Consider the following 17,720-nt stretch of genomic DNA (forward strand, 5'->3'; position numbering starts at 1 on the left):
CCTTATCTCCTTGAGCTTCCGCTGTTACTTAAGCTGTTAAACTGTTTTTCAAGAAATTGACTCAGCTGGTCATATTTCTGGACAAAGGTATCCAGTGCCGCATACTGCTTCACAAGATTCAGGCGAACCACTTCAAGGCGGGCTTCTTCCCGGTCAATGCGCTTGCCAAGCTCGGAATCCTGGCTTTGAATCGATTTTGTGCGCGAATCAATCGCACCCCCCATTTTCTGGAGATTATCAAGTGCGGTTTCCGATTTTTTAATGACTCCGGTGGCATTCTCAAAAAATGCCTCAAGGGCTGGCATATCGTCCCGAAGGGCCGCTTCAAGTTTGGCATCATCAATCTTCAGCCGCCCGGTCACATAATATTCAACACCATCGTCATTAACGCGCGGCACTTCTTTATCAAGCGTGATACCGGCTTGATAAAGCGATAACACACTGCCCTCGCCAACGGATTGAAACAGTGCGGATTTCAGCTGATTTTTTACGAGTCCAAAGGTGCTGTCGCGCAGTCCACTTGTCGAAAGGTTACGCTCGAGATCGCGCTGCCCGCCTGTAGCCTGGTTTTTATCCACCGTTTCCACAATGGCATTATACGCATCCACCAGCGCATGCACCGCCGCTTTTACATTGTCATCGCGCGCCGTGGTGTTTTGATTCACCGACAACGTAGCGGTTCCAATGGCATTGAGGTTGATGGTGAGGCCTTCCATTACATCGGTAATCACGTTTGAGGCACGCGTCACGGAAAAGCCATCCAGCGTAAAGGCCGCGTCTTTGGCTTCCTGCAGTTCGTGAGTCATATCAAGGGACGCCGCAAGCCCGCCGCCTGCCGTAATTTTTGAAGCAAGGCCTGTGTTGTTGGCACTTACAACAAGGCGATATTCACTCGCGCCGCCTGCGCCATTGGTCGCGAGAATGGAGGCAGTTACCCCCACATTGCTGAGCGAATGGTTTATCTTGTCACGCATGGTTTCAAGGGTATCATTGGTCGTGATGGATACCGTCATGGTGTTGCTGCCAATAGTAAGCGTCAAATCTCCGCCAACCCCAAACGCCGTATTTTTGGCGCTTTGCGCGGCACTGGAGATTTGATGGGTTTGTGCAAGGCTTGTTATTGTCAGCGCATGGCTTCCAGGAGTAGCGGCATTGCCGGTAACTCCGATACTGGCAACTCCCTCGCTGGAGGAGCTCGCCTTCAGCGCGAGGGTATTCATTGCCGGTGAAATGGCCTTGAGCGCATCACTGTAGCGCGTCAGGAGCTGTTTAAGAGAATCGTAGGCTTTCTGCTGATAGTCGAGTGTATTGCGACTCAGTTCAAGCCGCTGCAGTGGACGGCTCTCGAGCTTCATCAGTTTATCAACAATGGCCGCGATATCGCCGCTGGCCAAAGCGCTTGAAATAGACATGCGCAGTCATCCCTGCTGAAAAAAGTAGCCCGGCGCCAGAACTGGCGCCGGAGTTTCAAGATTAACCCTGAAGCAGACGCAATACAACCTGAGAGGACGAGTTAGCCTGAGCCAGCATCGCCACACCGGATTGCTGCAGAATCTGGAACTTCGCAAGATTCGAGCTCTCTTCCGCGTAGTCGGTATCTTTGATACGGGATTTGGCGTCTTCCAGTCGGCTGATGCGGTCAACGTTACCGTTTACAGCGGCTTCAAGGTTTGAGTGGTTCGCACCAAGGGTCGCCATGCCGGTTGTAACCGTTGCAATAGCCGTGTTCAGCGCATCGAGTGCAGTTTGCGCATTGGCGTTAGTGGTCAGGTCGCTCGCGTTAATGGTGAGCGCTGTGGTATCGGTGTCCGTCAGCGTGATGGTCAAACGGTCGTTGGCCGTGTTTTCAGCACCAATCTGGATGGATATGGTACCGCCGTTCAACAGCGTGATGTTGTTGAATTCAGCAGTTGCGGCAACGCGGTCGATTTCTTCTTTCAAACGCTGAAATTCTGCATCAGAGTTTGCGAGGTTCGCCGTCTCATAGGTCTCGGAAGATGCCTGCACTGCCAGTTCACGCATACGCTGCAAAAGACCCAGTGTCTGGTTCATTGCGCCTTCAGCAGTCTGAATCAGTGAAATACCGTCATTACCGTTACGGGCACCGGCTTTCATTCCGCGAATCTGGGAGACAAGACCCTCAGAAATCGCAAGTCCTGCCGCATCATCCTTGGCTTCGTTGATGCGAAGACCGGAAGACAGACGGTTCAGCGTCTTGCTCAGGTGCTCCTGGGTTTGTCCAATGTATTTCTGAGCATTCAGCGATGCCACGTTCGTATTTACAGTAAGTGTCATGAAATTCCCCTCGTTGGTTGATGTATCGCTTTCACTATTGCGGGATGGTGCGATTCCCTTAAATTTTTTTCAGTGAAACCCGATTTTAAAACTGGCACAAAAATTGCATTCACGCGCACGGGATATTAAAGTGGAATACATCACACATGGATTCAGCGATAGTCAGGGCCGATATTTCACAGGTGCTCACGCGCATCAAAACCATGACGGCATCCGGGGGCATTGCTCCTGATAAGGTTTTGCAGCAGGCACCGGCAGGACGATTCAGCGGCGTTCTTGAGGCCGCACGCAACTCGCTGCAGTCGGTCAACGCTGCTCAAAACCAGATGGAAACCGTCAAAAACGCCTGGTTAAGCGGCGAGCCGAACACCAGTATTTCCCAGGTGATGCTCGCCTCGGTAAAATCAAGGGTGGCGTTTGAGGGACTGCTCGTGGTGCGCAACAAGCTGCTTGAGTCGTACCGCGAAATTATGAATATGCCTGTATGAGGTTCAAGGGAAGGTAGAGCGTTTGCATGGAAAAAAATCTTGACGCCATACTGGAAACAGTAAAAACCATTTTCGGCTTTGACGTCGTCAAACGCCTCTTTTTTCTTGGCGCCATCGCGGCCAGCGTGGCCGTAGGCTTTGGCCTTTATCAGTGGGCGCAGGAACCGCTCTACCGCCCCCTCTTCTCTGGACTCACCCCGACCAACCTCGCCGCCACGGTGGATACGCTCGAGAAAGCACGCATTCCCTACAAAATCGACGAAACCACCAGTTCGCTTTCAGTGCCTGCAAAAGATGTCGCACAGGCACGCATGAAGCTGGCTGCAGCCGGTGTTTCCAACGATGATGGCTTTAATTTTGCGTTTCTAAACGACCAGAATAAAATCGGCGCCAACCCCTTTCTCGAAAATGCCCGCTACATCCGGGCACTGGAATCAGACCTTGCCAAAACCATTGCCGCCATTCAGGGCATTTCGAGCGCACGCGTACACATAGCCATCCCGAAACAGAATGTCTACACGGATGAAAACGCGAAAACCACTGCGTCTATCATCCTGAACCTCACACCTGGTTATGAAGGCGACAAGGAAAAAATCCGTGCGATTATTCAACTGGTAGCCGCAAGCGTACCGGAGCTTGACCCCACCAATGTCGCCATCACCGACCAGTACGGCCACTACCTTTCTGCCATCAACGATGACAACGAACTCTTGAGCCAGGAACAGCTGACTTACCAGAATACCATCCAGCGCTATTACGAAAAACGGATTCAGGGACTTTTAACGCCCATGCTGGGCGCCAATAAAACACGGGTCAGCGTCAACGCGGACATTGATTTTACCCAGCAGGAAGAAGCGCGTGAGCAGTTTGACCCGGCTGCAAGTGTTGTGCGCAGCGAAGAGAGTGTTAACGAAAGCAACGGCGGTGGTGGTGCCTCGGGCGTCCCTGGCGCACTGTCCAACCAGCCCCCCGCCAACGGTGGCAGCAACCAGCAGCAGCCGGCCTCAGGCGGACAAAGCCGTAATGAGAGCGTTAAGAACTACGAAGTCAGCAAAACCATGCGCTACTCACGCGTGCAGTCACCGAAATTGAAAAAACTGACCGTTGCAGTTGTGCTTGACGATGACATCGTGTTTGATGAAAAAACCAAAAAATCCATACGCAAACCGCTTGATAAAGAAAAAATGGATAAAATCACGGAGCTCGTGCAATCAGCCATCGGCTTCAGTGCTGACCGGGGCGATAGAGTCACCGTCATTAACAGCGGCTTTAGCGAACTGCCGGTTGAGAAAGAGATACCAACCCCTCTCTGGGAGCAGCCCTGGTTCTGGGAGCTTGTCAAACGCATTGGCGGCATGCTCGCGGGCTTTGTACTTCTGGCTGTACTGGTGCGAAAAATCCTTCAACACCTTCGCCCAAAATCGACCGGCCTGCCAACTACGCTGGCCGCTGATGGTACTCCACAGCTAATAACCCCGGAAATGTTCGAGCTAAAAAACGAACAAATAAAAATTCTCAAGGAACTTGCCTCTCAAGACCCGAACAAGGTGGCGAGTGTTATCAGACGCTGGATTAATAAATGACCGCAGACCGACGAAAAAATGCTGCAATTATTCTCCTTGGCATGGGTGAGCACTGTGCTGCGGAAATTCTCAAAAACATGAACCAGAAGGAAGTGGAAGCCATCATTGAGATAATGAATAACATGGATGATGTCTCTGAGGAGGAAGTCATTCGAGCGCTCAATGAATTCTTTCAGGAAACACGCAACACCACCGGTTTGAGCGCAACCTCCGGCGAGTATATCCGCAATACACTGGTGAGCGCGGTCGGCTCGGAAAAGGCCGGCTCCCTGATTGATGAAGGACCGCTGCCAGAAACGCTGCGCGGCTTTGATTTATTAAAATGGCAACCGGTGTATACGATTGTTGATGCACTGGAAGAAGAGCATCCGCAAATCATCACCATTGCCCTCATGTGCCTTGACAGTGAAAAATCAGCGCAGGTGCTGAAATGGCTGCCAAAAGATTTGGCGCGCGATGTTATCCGCCGCATGACCCGCTGCAGCCCGGTATCGCACTATGCCATGAAAATGCTCTCCGACTACTTTGAAGAACGTTTTACAAAAACCGAAAAATTCAGAGTATTGACCTCTGACGGCATGAACATGGCCGCAAGCATCATGGCGCACCTTGACGAGGGCATGGAAACCGAAATTCTGACGTGGCTTTCGGATGAAAACCGCGAAGTCTCGGAAAAACTCCAGGACCGGCTCTTTCCCTTTGAAAAACTCGCCCAGTTTGACTCCCGAAGCCTTCAGACGCTGCTTGCAGAAGTCAGCAACGAAGACATGGTGCTCGCCCTTAAAGGAACAGACGAAGACATGCGCAAGGTCTTTTTTAAATGCATGTCTTCAAAAACCGCGGAACTTTTACGCGATGACATGGACTCTACCGGTCCTGTCAAACTGAATGACGTACTGGAAGCGCAGAAGCGCATTGTCGAGCTGGCCAAACGCCTCGGTGAAGAAGAAAAGATTTTCATGCCTTCCCACAGTAACGATACGATTTATTAACGTGGACGTGCACATGGATGCGGTCGAAAGCGACATTGGTGAAATCTGGCACTTTCCAGAAATCGTGGTGACGGCACCTGAAAACCCGCCGGACATGGCACTCCCGGCTGAAGAGGACACCGTCTCCCCCGAGGAAACGCTCTCTGAAACTGCCAGCGACACACCTCCAGAAGAGCCGCCCACGGAAATTTTACCCGATATTCAGGGCATGCTTGAGCAAAACCTGCGAAACCAGGCGCTTTACCTTGACACAATCGCATTTGAAATGCGCCAGATTCTTGAAGGCTTTGACCATGAACTCTATCGCCAGATAGTGGGCATTGTGCAGAAAGTGACACGCAAAATCATCCATCGCGAAATAGCGCTCAATCCTGACACGCTCAAAACCATGGTGATTGAGGCCATGTCGCGTATCAATACTGATAATGCACCCTGTACCCTTCATGTCGCAAAAGAGGATAAAGCGCTCTTTGATACTGTATATGCGGGTGAGAATGTCAGTGTGACTGTCGATGAAACGCTCGCGCCGGGGGATTTTCGCATAAAAACCCTGCACAGCACGCTGATATCTGCTATTGACGCACGCATTCACGCGCTGCTGGGTCTTGAGGCCTGATGATGCCAGATACGCTTCAGCACTTAAAAACCCGTCTGCGCCATCTCGATACCGCCATGGACGCAACCGATAACCTGCCCGTTCAGGGAACTATCGTGCGCCTCACGGGGTTTCTTCTTGAAGCGCGCGGGCTGCAGGCCCCCACCGGCTCGCTCTGCACCCTTCATATCAAAAGTACCGGACGCACCCTGCTCGCGGAAGTCATCGGCTTTTCTTCCGACTTAACCTGGCTTATGCCTTTTGAAGAGCCGCAGGGGATAGTGCCGGGAACCGCGGTCAGCGCTACCGGGCGTACGCTCACCATCCCGGTGGGCAATGCACTGCTTGGGCGGGTACTGGACGGTTTTGGCAACCCCATCGACAATAAGGGCCCCATCCATACGGATGAGCGTTACGAAACCTGGTCGCCATCCATCAACCCCATACAGCGCGCGCGCATCAATACTCCACTTGATGTCGGCGTTCGTGCCGTCAATGCCCTGCTTACCGTGGGAGAAGGACAGCGCATGGGCATTTTCGCCGGCAGCGGCGTCGGCAAGAGCGTACTGCTTGGCATGTTCACGCGCTTTACCGAAGCAGATGTGGTTGTAGCTGGACTTGTTGGCGAGCGCGGACGCGAGGTAAAAGAGTTTATCGAAGAGAATATCGGGGTACAAAATCTGCATAAAACCGTGATAGTGGCAGCCCCCGTAGACACCTTTCCACTGGAGCGCACGAGTGCCGCGGCTGTCGCCACCACCATTGCCGAGTACTTTCGCGACCAGGGGAAAAAGGTGCTCCTGATTGTGGATTCGCTGACGCGCTACGCCCAGGCGCTGCGCCAGATTTACCTGACCCTGGGCGAGCTGCCAGCCTCGAGGGGATACTCTCCTTCGGTGTTTTCACGGATTTCGCAACTGGTTGAGCGCACGGGCAATGGCTTTGGCGATGGCGGGTCGATTACGGCGTTTTATACGGTGCTCACCGAAGGCGATGACCCCTTCGACCCGGTTTCAGATCATGCCCGATCGATTCTGGACGGTCATATACTGCTTTCACGAAAACTTGCGGAAGCGGGTCATTATCCGGCCATCGACATTTCAGCCTCCATCAGCCGGGTGATGAATGCCATCGTCCCGGACCAGCATCGCGAATGCGCACTGCACTTTAAAACACTCTACAATGTACTGCAGGAAAATCAGGACATCATTGGCATGGACATGTACCACGCTGGCACGAATCCGACGCTTGATGAGGCCATTCGCCGTCAGGCCGCGATAAAAACCTTTCTGCAGCAGGGCGTGAATGAAGTATCCAACTTCGCCGCGCACCAGGCCGCCCTCATGGAGCTTCTTGCATGAAGTCCCTATTACGAAAAAAAGAACAGCTTGATACGATTCTCTTAAACGTTGAGCATCAAAAATCGAGAGCCGCGCAGAAGCTCACGCAGCTGAATCAGCAACTCGCCCGAAAACGCCTCTCGCTTGAAAACCTGCGCCAGTATGCCGCCGAATATAACAATCGCCCCCTGGAACTGCCCGCGGGCTTTGCCGAACTGCTGGCCAATGAAACCGCCTTTTCCCTGCGACTTGAAACAATTATCCAAAACGGGGAAAGCGAAATTATGAATCTTGAAATGCGCCAGAAAACACACGCCCAGGATTACGCCACTCTGTGCGATAAAACCGAGGGTCTTAGTTCCCTGCTGAGTACGCTCGAGCTGCAGCTCCTGCAGGCGCACGCCGAGCAGGAAGACCGTGAACTGGCCGAAACTGCACAGGTATTTCAGAGGATACGCCCCCATGACTGAACTGACTATCCTTGGCGCCATGCAGCACATGCTGCTCGTCACCCTTTTTGGAGTATGCGTCCTGACCGTGCCCGCCTTGATTGTGGGCGTTATCGTATCCATTCTTCAGGCGGCCACACAAATTAACGAAATGACGATGACCTTCATCCCGAAACTGATAGTCATGTTTCTGCTGCTCTTTACGCTCACGCCGTGGCTGATGCACCATCTGGTGAACCTGACCCAGGGACTGTTTTATAATCTGCCGCACTATATTCGGTAAGCGCATGCAAACTGCCGCACTCATCAGTCTTGTAGACCGGGAAGCCCCCCTTCTCGCGCTGATTTTCACACGCATCGCAACTACACTCTCCGTGCTAGGATTTCTTCGCCGCGACTGGGTGCCGCCACGTATTCTGATGATGTATGCCCTGTCGCTCACGGCGTTTGTATACACCTGCACACATCCGGCACTCACGCCCACGCATGCGCTCTCCCTGCATGTGGCACTTTTCTGGCAGGTACTGGCAGGATTGTGCACCGGACTGCTCGTGAACCTGTTTCTGGAAATTTTTACAGGGTTTGGGCAGCTGGTATCCATGCAGGCGGGGCTTGGATTCGTCAACTTTTACGTCCCCGGCATCGGCACCATCACGCCACTTTCTCGTTTTTTTCTGCTGACTGCCATCGCCCTTTTTTTTCAGTTAAACGGGCATCTCGTTTTTATCAACATGCTGATACACTCGCTTGAGGGCAATCTGAGCATCACCCCTCCTGACAGCGCGCTTGCGTATGCGCTCGCACTCTGGTTCAAACACCTTTTTTCCGGCGCGCTCCTGCTCTCACTCGCAGCACTTGTGGCGCTGATGGTTTCAAACTTGACCATCGCCATCATGACCCGCTTTTCTCCACAGTTGAATATTTTTTCCATCGGCATCAACATCTCACTGATTGTGTGTTTTCTGATTCTTTATCTCGGCTTTGATTTTTTGCTGGAGGGGGGGCGTATTCTATTGATGGATGTGCTCGAGCAGATTGGTCTGACATTCAGGGGATTTGGCCGCCATGGATGAAGAAAACGACGAAAAACAACACCAGCCCACCGCGAAGCGCCTTGAGGAGCTTCGCAAAAAGGGAAACTTCCTGCGTTCTAAAGATTTACTAAGCGGACTGAATCTCATGACCGCACTCGTACTTTTGAGTGCCATGGCCCCCCTGGCTCGCGCCATCCTTGAACAGAGTTTTCAGCGCTCCTTCACCGCAATTTCTGACTCAGACGCGTTTTTTGCAGCCCCCAATGCACTGCTCGCCCCCCTCGCGCTGCAATCGCTTGGCTTACTGGTCCCCTTTGGGCTGGTGCTTGCCATCATGGCGATAGCTGCTACCTGCCTCTTTGGGAAATGGGGCTTTTCAACCGAGCTTATTCGCTTCAAGGGGGAGCGGCTGAATCCGTTTAAAAATCTGAAACGCATTTTCTCGCTGCAAAACGCGATGGAGCTCGTGAAATCCACCCTCAAATTCGTTTTGATTCTGGCAGCGCTTTGCGCTTACGTGGCAGTTGCCTGGGATGACTTGCACGCGCTTGTGGATGTACGCGACATGCATTCGGTGGGGCATGCTTTTTCGCTCATCACCTGGTTTTTCATGATGGTGGCAGTTGCGGCGGTCATTATCATGTCGGTAGATGTTCTCTACGCGTGGTTCAGTTATCAGAAAAAAACGCGCATGAGCTTTCAGGAAATCCGTGATGAACAGAAAGAAACCGACGGTAACCCCGAAATCAAAAAGCGCATCCGCGCCACACAAAACGCCATGTCGCGTCAGCGAATCCAGCAGGCTGTTCCTCTGGCGACTGTTGTTATCACGAACCCCACGCACTACGCGGTTGCGCTTCGCTATCGCGAACACAAAGATAATGCGCCTGAAATTCTTGCCATGGGTGCCGACCACCTCGCGGCCCAAATCCGCCAGCTGGCGATTAGCCACGGGATCCCGCTTTACGAAGCCCCGCCACTTGCGCGTGCACTCTACTATTCCGGTAAGCCCGGCGACACCATCCATCCAGAATTGTACCTGCCGGTTGCGCTGGTACTCTCCTACCTCTATCAGCTCAAAAACTACCAGGCCGGGCAGGGGCCGCTGCCAGAATATGTGCATGACTTAAAGGTGCCGGAGGCATTTTCAACCAAAGGCCCACGCTCCCCTGGCAGCTGAGTGCAGGCAAGAGTGAGGGTATTCAACCCGCCGTTTCTCAAGAGTGCCAAAGATAATCTTGCAGGCACATGATGCTCAGGCAGTTATCGCTTTTTCATGCCCAGCAGATAATCTACTGCACGAACGGCTTCCATAACCCGTTCACCATCGGCAACCCGCGTTAAAAGAAGCTCCTCAGTTGGCGCATAGACATTGCCATCTCCAAGGATGATGCCCTCAAGGGTGAACTGGATAAAGCAGGCTTTTACATGTTCCAGAATGAACTGATAATGATCGGTGCTTCCTTTAAGCAGAAGCCCAAGGGAGAGGTAGGCGTCAAAGGGGCGGTTATGGTGAAAGTGGCGAATGACGGCAGGAATTTCATACGTACCGGCCTGCACCATTTCCACCTCATAGGCATACGGCAACTCATCGAGCGCAGATACACAGCGCGCAAGCTGCTTTTCAGCAAGATTTGGGTAATAGTTGGAACAGACGACCAGTATGGAAGGGTCTTTAAGCGTCATGCAGGCTCCTTGAGAATTGCACCCACTATAGGATGAATGCTAACGCGTTTGCAAGTCCGGTAATTGCAGCCTGAATTTATTTTGATTTATTTTTAGTCAATATTAACCTGGCAGCCATTGTGAAAAAATTTCTCAGGCTCAGATAATCTGTTAAGGTGATGTGAGACATAGTTTTAATAATGGTTTGAAATACTTCTTTTATTCTTTTTGGAGCATACGGATATGGCTTCTTCAGCAGTCTACACTAAAGACTCAATACGGAAAATGCTAGATTCGGAGTTGTCCGTTGAAGCAAGAAGTGATATAGGCGCGGATTTTTGGACGAAAAAAAGGTATTTTTAAGAGCTATTCTTCTATTATAAGAGGAGAATAGGATGACCAAAAAGCGAAATTATTACACTGCATCAAAAAAATCAAAGATTGCACTTGCTGCCATTGAGGGGAAATTGACCCAGGCCCAGTTAACCAGCGAGTACGGCGTGCATGCTACCCAAATTAAAGCCTGGAAGCAAACGGCATTGCAAGCGATATCTGACGTGTTTTCCAACACTCGCGACAAAGATAAAAAAACACAAACAGAACTTATCGATGCCTTATATGAGGAAATTGGTCGGCTCCAGGCACAATTGTCCTGGTTAAAAAAAAAATTTCCATCTGAGCCTGGATGAAAAACGCAGACTCATCGATAGCAGCGCTGAAATAACGATCCGAGAGCAGTGCATGCTACTCGGATTGAGCGTTTCCAGTTACTATTACAAGGCGTCTTCCATATCAGCAGAAGATGAGCGATTAATGACGCTGCTTGACGAGCATTATCTCCAATATCCCTGTGAAGGCAAAATTAAGCGCGCACAATGGCTATCAAAAGAGGTTGGTTATACTGTTGGTAGACGTCGTATCAAGAGACTCATGGAGGTCATGGGGTTAGAAACCGTCTACCCAAAGCCAAATACAAGCGTACCCAATAAAGAGCACACCGTGTACCCCTATTTATTGCGAGATATCGATATCACAAAACCCGATCAAGTATGGGCGGCGGATATCACATACGTCAGGATGAAAGGCGGTCACGTCTATTTGCTCGCCATTATGGATTGGTATAGCCGCTATGTGGTTCAATGGGCCGTTTCACCAACGCTTGAGGCTGAATTCTGTGTAGAAGCACTTAGAAATGCTTTGCTGAAAGGACGATGTGAAATCTTCAACACTGATCAAGGGTCACAATTCACCTCAAGTGACTGGATAAACACGCTAAAAACCCACAGGATCTCCATCAGTATGGATGGGCGAGGTCGCTACCTTGATAATATTTTTATAGAGCGTTTATGGCGTAGTGTTAAACAAGAAAAACTCTATCGATATTCTTTTGAGTCAATTGAAGAAGTTGAGCTGGCATTATGTGAATACTTTGATTATTATAACCACCGAAGACCGCACCAGTCCTTCAGATATTTCACACCAGCGGACATGTATTTTCAACACCGTAAAAAAACATGAGCTCCGTGTGTCATGGCTTACCCACAGGGTCAACAGGCCTATCCGAGACAATGAAAGCTCTCCTGGCCTATGGACTTGTGGATAAGCCATTCTGAGAGCAAGGTGATTAGACTAACAAGATGGGAATAGCTCTTATTTTCCCTGAATTTTGTTCCAGTGCCCCGGACCTATCTAAAAGATCGTTGCTTCAAGAATTAATTGCGAGTCCTGACAATTCAGCCCTGCTCACCGAAGTTGCAGCAAGCTGGCATCGGGAGCTTATTGACAGGCGACTTGAAATTATGCGGTCAAACGAGCTGGTAAGGATAGAAGACTTGTATATTGCCAGTATTAGGGCGTGTCCGCGATTCTTTCGCTCCTCTGAGTGCATTGAAACTGCAGTAAGAGTCATTGAAAAAACCCAGACTGATACCACTCAAAAACAAATTGCGTTTGAAAAGAGCGCCCAATTTGCCGAGACTACCCACAACTTGCTTGACGTATTATTGGCGGAGGCCATACAGGAATTAGCCGCCCGTTTTTCTCCGTAAAGAGGAGCGTGAAGGCGCAGTAACTGGTGACTGTTGACATTTAGTGACACGGCTGCAACTCTTATCAATTTAGGCTACATGTCAACAGACCAAACGTTAAGGATGCACATCCAAAGGTTCAATGTTACCCGCAGTATATACAGGACCATGATCGCCAGGCTCGTAACTGTCTGGATTTGGGTTATCAAGCACGGTCAGCTGGATACTTATGCCTTCCAGCGGAAAATCGTTCATCAGTTCTTTTCCCATTTGTGCCGCAAGGATTTCCCAATATACGTCCGCTGGAAATTCATCCGAAGGCTCCATGTATTTTAAGATGCGACTGCGCAGGATGCGATAATCTGGATATTCAGCTGACGGTAAACCTGCTTTATATGCATATTTCACATGAATATTGACTGTTTGACCAGATTGACGGGCTGTATGATATTCAGGGATAGCAAAATGAAAATAGTTCCGCTCTGCCATCACCGGGTGCGTTGATGCAGCCCAAAGAGAACACGGAAAATATGATATCACTGTAATCAATAAAAGCCTGTTAAACAGACTGGTGAATATATTCATTTAGATTAATTTCTCTAACAAACAGCTGATTAGGGCTTCAGTATATTGCACGTCAAATGCATCTACAATTGAAAATGACAGCAATACCTTGCCTCCAACGTTGAATGCACGCCTCTATTGTCGCCGGGAAAATTGAGAACTCCAGTGCGTGCCCTAATGCTGTGAGGCATTGTTCTTAACAGGAACATCTTGCATTTTTTTTCATTTTAGCGGACAATTACTGGCTCAATTATATGCATTCAAGTTGATAATGACCCGAGATGTTGGTAAATTATACGCCGGCTATTTGATCGATCACATTCCGGGTTATTTTTCAGTATTGGATTTACATTCCAATTTTTTATACGGTAATGCCCGCTCTCTACAAGCGTCCGGTTTTCAAACCCTCGATAACATGCAGGGCCATTCTTATCGCGACATGAAATGCAAAGCAGCCGAACAGCATGAGACGTTTTGTCGACAGGACAGCCAGGTTATTCATCAACAAAAGCCATTACGCATTCTGGGTCACTATTGTTACAACAATGACAGCTGGCGCATTATATTTGGTGAAAAATTCATATTAAAAGATGAACATAATCAGCCAACGGCTATTGCCCAGCATTTTTATGATGTCACTGAGACAAATGTTTTTAACTTAATGATGCTGTATGAATGCGAGTCCTTCCCCTCCAAACAATCAGCGGATTTTTATCACCAAAAAAGTTATGTCATTGAAGATGAATATCCTGAGTTACATCTTTCTGAACGAGAAACAGAGTGCTTTTTTTATCTTTTAAGGGGGCATTCAGCAAAATCCATTGCCAATATGTTGAGTCTCTCGGTTAGAACCATTGAATACTACTTTGAAAACATAAAAAATAAATTCAATTGTTACAGTAAATCAGAACTGGTTGAGAAAGCATTTTCATTAGGATATCTCCACATCATCCCTCAAAAGCTGCTGCTACGCAAAACTGGGCTTACGTGATTGTAAAAAGCCTTGCTTCCCTGGATTAGATTCCAAAGCACTCAATCGAGACTCAACAACTGCGGCTGGTTGTGCTGGACGAAAGAAAGCGTGTCCAGAATGTGGCGCAGAAGGTGGTGTTTCAGATGCCGGAACATGTGATTCACCTTCAGCAAAATACTCTATCAATGACACTTCAACGCCAGTGTTCACACTGAATAGAGCCTCTTTAATCACCGAGGGTGCCTGGGATATTCCTGCATGGATATCCACGAGGGAAGCCGTGATGTGCTCATTTGAAAAAGCATCTATGATGTCTGCCGCGAAACGGCGCCATGCAGAGATGCCTTGCCGTTCAGTCACACTGCCATGATGCGCCCCGAACAGCGTTACCGCCGCATGAAAAACATGATGAAACAGCCCAAAAGCCTCTGTCAAATGAGAAATTTTCGACATCCATTCATGTAGTCGCATGGTTTTACAGTGCTCCCAGTCAACATCTTTATAAATATGGTAAAGCGACGATACATGATGTAATAATTCTGGTAACAAAACCATCAGGTTAATGAGGCCTGTGTATTGGGGCAGCATCATGCGTATCAGAGCATTGCCTGCCAAAAAATAGCTCTCCCATGATAAAAATGAGTCCGGATTCAGAAGCGAAGAGGAAAGCACGAGACCACTTTGAATAGAAAACAACAGGGTATTTGTATAGTTATCAGCTACAATAAGCCCCAGATTGACCCCATAAAAGCCCTGCATTATCAGGGATTTACCAGCATAAACGCTGCCCGCGAGATTCAAAAAATTACCTTGAATCTCCATGTTGCGGGCTGAGAATTTGCCCGAATTGATAACCTTATCATCAAACCCCAGATGAATATGTTCTGACGCAATCGTACCAGAGTTATAGAGCATGCCTCCCTTTACACTCAAATGCGCTCCCAGCATCACTGTGCCGAGGTGAAAATACCGGTTTGCGTCAATCAACACATCAGCACTTCCATGTATCAGCGCATTTTGAGTAACCAGTAATTCTCTGTGGACGTTAAGTACAGAGATTAAGGGCAGCTCTTCACCTTCCTGCTCTGTTGAAATCTTTTTATTCATCGTCGCGAGGCGCCCCCGAAAAACCATGTCGCGGGCTGCCACCAAAGTGCCTTCCCCGAGCATCATGGCACCTGGAGACCAAATCGCGACAGTCTTTCTGACGGTTACCGTTGCATGACGCGTAATTACTCCACCGAAAGTTTCGATGCAGGCACTGGTAATGCGCGAATCAGAAAATTGCGCCACTGCCCGGCGAGCTGCAAGCATTCGTTTTTCTACAGTAATCTTTGACTGCTGACGGGCTTTAAATGCATTATCAATAAAGAGTTTTACAGCCGTTAACGTACTGGAAGATAACTCTGTATGCCCTGATGAAATAAATTTTTGGGCGACAATCTCTGATGCCTCGCTCTTTATTGTCGAATCCGAAGAGGTCGAGAGCAGTGAATGGGTGTCTAAATGGCATTTTTTCTTAAGCCCAAGCATGGAGCCCTGCTGCAAGTGCACCTCAGGCGCCCAAACCCGGGTATTTTTTTTCAAAGCCATCTGGCTTTCTTGCAAAACCACGGAATGCTCCACCTGAGCACGACTTGATTTCAATGTAATAACCGCACGCTTCTGTAAGATGTGGTCGCAATGAATCATAGAACTTTTGGCCGTTATAACCCCTTTTGCATGCAGTAATCCGACGCTTAATTGACTATGGGCCTTAAGTTTCAGTTCACTGTCAGCATGGTTATCGAGCAGATTTTTGGTAATAAATCGTGAGCTGACAAGTTTTAGATGAGCCTTAATATTATGGCTTACAGGCTTACTGGAAACTCCAAAAATGGCTGACCGCTCTATCGTGGCATGCTCAGAAAAAGACAGTCTACTGGAGGTTAAGACACACCCTTTCAACACGACCTGTTCAGACGTTTTGCTTCCCTTTAAATGGAGTTTTTCTGAGAAGGAAGTCAGCGCACTGATTGCGGCTTTATCAAGCATCATTTCCACTATTTTTGCATGCAGTTGCAACGTGTCAGCTGTCAATACTCCCCTGAGTACGACCAAATTGCTCGAAAGGCGGGAATTCGTTAATTCGCTGACACCTGTCAATACGATGTGAGTCTGTGCAGCAATGGTCGATTGACGGATAATTGCCCGGCCGGCCATTGTTTTTATGTGTTTTGCCTTGACATGTGTGCTGTCAAAAAGCAGCTCACCTTCTGAAACAATAGACTGAGAGACGCTGACCATCCCCCCCTGAATATTCACATACCCCTTTTCAGCAAGAAAAAAATTATTCAGCGCTGTCTCAGGGGTGTTGGTTACCGTTAATAATCCTGCGAACACATGGCAGTAATCGCCTTCATAATGACAATTACTCACAATGAATTTGCCACCGCATACATAAAGACTTTTAGCGCTGAAATCGGTGTCTTTTACTTCTGTTAAGGAGAAATCATAGTGAGCAAGGTATTCCAGCACCGTGAGACGTGACTTACAGGCATCAAAAACACCGGATTGACGCATTATCTTCACTTCAGCCATACACTGGTTAAACGATAAGTCTCCTTGATTTTCGACCGTGTTAATGGAGATTGTGGTATTATAAACATCGACCATGGACGGACTATCAAGTAGTAGTTTTTCGCCAACAATGAACTTGCTTTCTTTGCCACTATCAGCGCCTCCAACACGAATCTGTGTATCCCCCTTAATGTGCAGATTACCGGCACGAATGCAATGATTACCGTTTAACGTTAAGGTTGTCTCAGATTGCTCATGCCCCACCACCATGGTATCAGCAGTTAAAACGCAGTTTTCATGAACCGCCATATCCCCGAAAACCTCACATTGCATGGCAATTACACCCAGTGTATCGACCACTGTTTTACCCGCTGCTTCCTGTCTAAAACACTGAGCAGAAATATCCAGTCGCCCGGTAATGGTAAGCGCTGCTTTTTGAAGAGCATAAACTGCTTTAATCGACATATTTTTCGCCGTTACAGGCGCAAAAACACCTGCGCCAAGGCGCGCATAAAGAGATACAGAGCCTTCAGAAAGCACTGGCCCTGCAAGACATACTGCTTCAGCTTCCAAAACCAGGGATGATTCGCATTCATATGTCCCTGCCATAAACAAAGGCCCGCTTGCCTTAATTGAACACTCCTTCAGTTTAAGGTTCGCGAATACATTAACCTGATTATGTGTGAAAGCAGTCATGCTCAAACAACTTTCATCAGTCAAGTGCCATTCAAGCACTTTAAAATCATTATCATACAGGCAACCATGCGGCATGGAGCTCATCAGCTCTCCATGAATGGCATATTCCCCGTTTTTATCCAGCGTAATTTGCGCAATACCATTATTTGCAGCGGGTTCAATTGTATTTTCTAACCAAGCATCACCCAGACTGGTATCTCGAATTACAACACCCAGATCATTTTTACCAAATGGCAACATGGAAACGAAAATCGACATTTTTTAACCCTTTATTTTAATTTAGAGCACTATCCTTTCAGCGCGAAACAAGCGCCCTTTTGAGGATGATACTGTCTGGATAGAAGGAAGCCGGCCTTAAGCCGGGAGAGTCCGGGCATAGGAAGGCGACACAGAATGCCGCCCAGGCTTTTAGGGCGTGTCCTCATTTCATAATGTGGCTGCATTCTGTGCACGGGACAAA

The 17,720-nt window shown here is 48.9% G+C and carries 18 protein-coding genes; 13 read left to right on the top strand and 5 right to left on the bottom strand.

Going from position 1 to position 17,720, the window contains the following annotated elements; genetic code table 11:
- Positions 1–2 precede the first annotated feature (2 nt).
- Positions 3–1,412, bottom strand: a complete 1,410-nt coding sequence (gene fliD / locus E4T54_RS03220) for a flagellar filament capping protein FliD (RefSeq protein WP_028386887.1) — start codon at positions 1,410–1,412, stop codon at positions 3–5.
- A 61-nt stretch (positions 1,413–1,473) separates the two neighbouring features.
- Positions 1,474–2,295 (bottom strand): flagellin N-terminal helical domain-containing protein, encoded by an 822-nt coding sequence (locus E4T54_RS03225; RefSeq protein ID WP_028386886.1) that lies wholly within the window; start codon positions 2,293–2,295, stop codon positions 1,474–1,476.
- 146 nt (positions 2,296–2,441) lie between these two features.
- Here E4T54_RS03225 and fliE point away from each other — a divergent pair, with 146 nt between their 5' ends.
- The 9 genes from fliE to E4T54_RS03270 are packed head-to-tail and all read left to right on the top strand — an operon-like array spanning position 2,442 to position 9,956.
- Complete coding sequence (gene fliE / locus E4T54_RS03230; RefSeq protein ID WP_028386885.1) at positions 2,442–2,783, top strand: flagellar hook-basal body complex protein FliE; 342 nt, start codon at positions 2,442–2,444, stop codon at positions 2,781–2,783.
- Positions 2,784–2,809: 26 nt separating this feature from the next.
- Entirely contained in the window at positions 2,810–4,366 is a 1,557-nt protein-coding gene (fliF, locus tag E4T54_RS03235; protein ID WP_028386884.1) for a flagellar basal-body MS-ring/collar protein FliF, read from the top strand.
- Positions 4,363–5,358, top strand: a complete 996-nt coding sequence (locus tag E4T54_RS03240; RefSeq protein ID WP_028386883.1) for a flagellar motor switch protein FliG — start codon at positions 4,363–4,365, stop codon at positions 5,356–5,358. Before fliF ends, E4T54_RS03240 begins: the two co-directional genes overlap by 4 nt.
- Positions 5,359–5,371: 13 nt before the next feature.
- Complete coding sequence (locus E4T54_RS03245; protein WP_028386882.1) at positions 5,372–5,974, top strand: FliH/SctL family protein; 603 nt, start codon at positions 5,372–5,374, stop codon at positions 5,972–5,974.
- On the top strand, positions 5,974–7,314 hold the full coding sequence (locus tag E4T54_RS03250) for a FliI/YscN family ATPase (RefSeq protein ID WP_238582795.1): 1,341 nt from the start codon (positions 5,974–5,976) through the stop codon (positions 7,312–7,314). Before E4T54_RS03245 ends, E4T54_RS03250 begins: the two co-directional genes overlap by 1 nt.
- A complete protein-coding gene (locus tag E4T54_RS03255; protein WP_028386880.1) occupies positions 7,311–7,763 on the top strand; it encodes a hypothetical protein in 453 nt (150 codons plus the stop codon). The genes E4T54_RS03250 and E4T54_RS03255 overlap by 4 nt, the downstream gene beginning before the upstream one ends.
- Positions 7,756–8,025 carry a flagellar biosynthetic protein FliQ gene (locus E4T54_RS03260; protein WP_028386879.1) on the top strand — a complete coding sequence of 90 codons (270 nt, stop codon included), beginning with the start codon at positions 7,756–7,758 and terminating at the stop codon, positions 8,023–8,025. Before E4T54_RS03255 ends, E4T54_RS03260 begins: the two co-directional genes overlap by 8 nt.
- Positions 8,026–8,029: 4 nt before the next feature.
- A complete protein-coding gene (locus tag E4T54_RS03265) occupies positions 8,030–8,815 on the top strand; it encodes a flagellar biosynthetic protein FliR (RefSeq protein WP_051550974.1) in 786 nt (261 codons plus the stop codon).
- Positions 8,808–9,956 carry an EscU/YscU/HrcU family type III secretion system export apparatus switch protein gene (locus E4T54_RS03270; protein WP_051550973.1) on the top strand — a complete coding sequence of 383 codons (1,149 nt, stop codon included), beginning with the start codon at positions 8,808–8,810 and terminating at the stop codon, positions 9,954–9,956. The genes E4T54_RS03265 and E4T54_RS03270 overlap by 8 nt, the downstream gene beginning before the upstream one ends.
- A gap of 83 nt (positions 9,957–10,039) precedes the next feature.
- Here E4T54_RS03270 and E4T54_RS03275 read toward each other — a convergent pair whose 3' ends face one another.
- A complete protein-coding gene (locus E4T54_RS03275; protein ID WP_028386878.1) occupies positions 10,040–10,462 on the bottom strand; it encodes a 6,7-dimethyl-8-ribityllumazine synthase in 423 nt (140 codons plus the stop codon).
- A 374-nt stretch (positions 10,463–10,836) separates the two neighbouring features.
- Between E4T54_RS03275 and E4T54_RS03280 the strand changes: the two genes are divergently transcribed.
- The 3 genes from E4T54_RS03280 to E4T54_RS03290 all read left to right on the top strand — a co-directional run bounded on the left by E4T54_RS03280 (position 10,837) and on the right by E4T54_RS03290 (position 12,489).
- Positions 10,837–11,130: a hypothetical protein gene (locus tag E4T54_RS03280; RefSeq protein ID WP_115152800.1), complete on the top strand. Its 294-nt coding sequence runs from the start codon at positions 10,837–10,839 to the stop codon at positions 11,128–11,130.
- Between the two features lie 37 nt (positions 11,131–11,167).
- Positions 11,168–11,959 (top strand): IS3 family transposase, encoded by a 792-nt coding sequence (locus E4T54_RS03285; RefSeq protein ID WP_238582805.1) that lies wholly within the window; start codon positions 11,168–11,170, stop codon positions 11,957–11,959.
- Between the two features lie 182 nt (positions 11,960–12,141).
- Positions 12,142–12,489, top strand: coding sequence for a hypothetical protein (locus tag E4T54_RS03290; RefSeq protein ID WP_135842735.1), 348 nt, complete (start codon positions 12,142–12,144; stop codon positions 12,487–12,489).
- Between the two features lie 96 nt (positions 12,490–12,585).
- Here E4T54_RS03290 and E4T54_RS03295 read toward each other — a convergent pair whose 3' ends face one another.
- Positions 12,586–13,053, bottom strand: a complete 468-nt coding sequence (locus E4T54_RS03295) for a hypothetical protein (RefSeq protein ID WP_028386441.1) — start codon at positions 13,051–13,053, stop codon at positions 12,586–12,588.
- A gap of 250 nt (positions 13,054–13,303) precedes the next feature.
- Between E4T54_RS03295 and E4T54_RS03300 the strand changes: the two genes are divergently transcribed.
- Positions 13,304–14,023 carry a helix-turn-helix transcriptional regulator gene (locus E4T54_RS03300; RefSeq protein ID WP_051550902.1) on the top strand — a complete coding sequence of 240 codons (720 nt, stop codon included), beginning with the start codon at positions 13,304–13,306 and terminating at the stop codon, positions 14,021–14,023.
- Here E4T54_RS03300 and E4T54_RS03305 read toward each other — a convergent pair.
- Positions 14,000–17,518 carry a hypothetical protein gene (locus tag E4T54_RS03305; protein ID WP_028386442.1) on the bottom strand — a complete coding sequence of 1,173 codons (3,519 nt, stop codon included), beginning with the start codon at positions 17,516–17,518 and terminating at the stop codon, positions 14,000–14,002. The two genes, E4T54_RS03300 and E4T54_RS03305, sit on opposite strands and share 24 nt — an antisense overlap.
- Between the last annotated feature and the right edge of the window lie 202 nt (positions 17,519–17,720).

Origin of the sequence: Legionella geestiana (genome assembly GCF_004571195.1) — a bacterium.
Lineage (GTDB): Bacteria > Pseudomonadota > Gammaproteobacteria > Legionellales > Legionellaceae > Legionella_B > Legionella_B geestiana.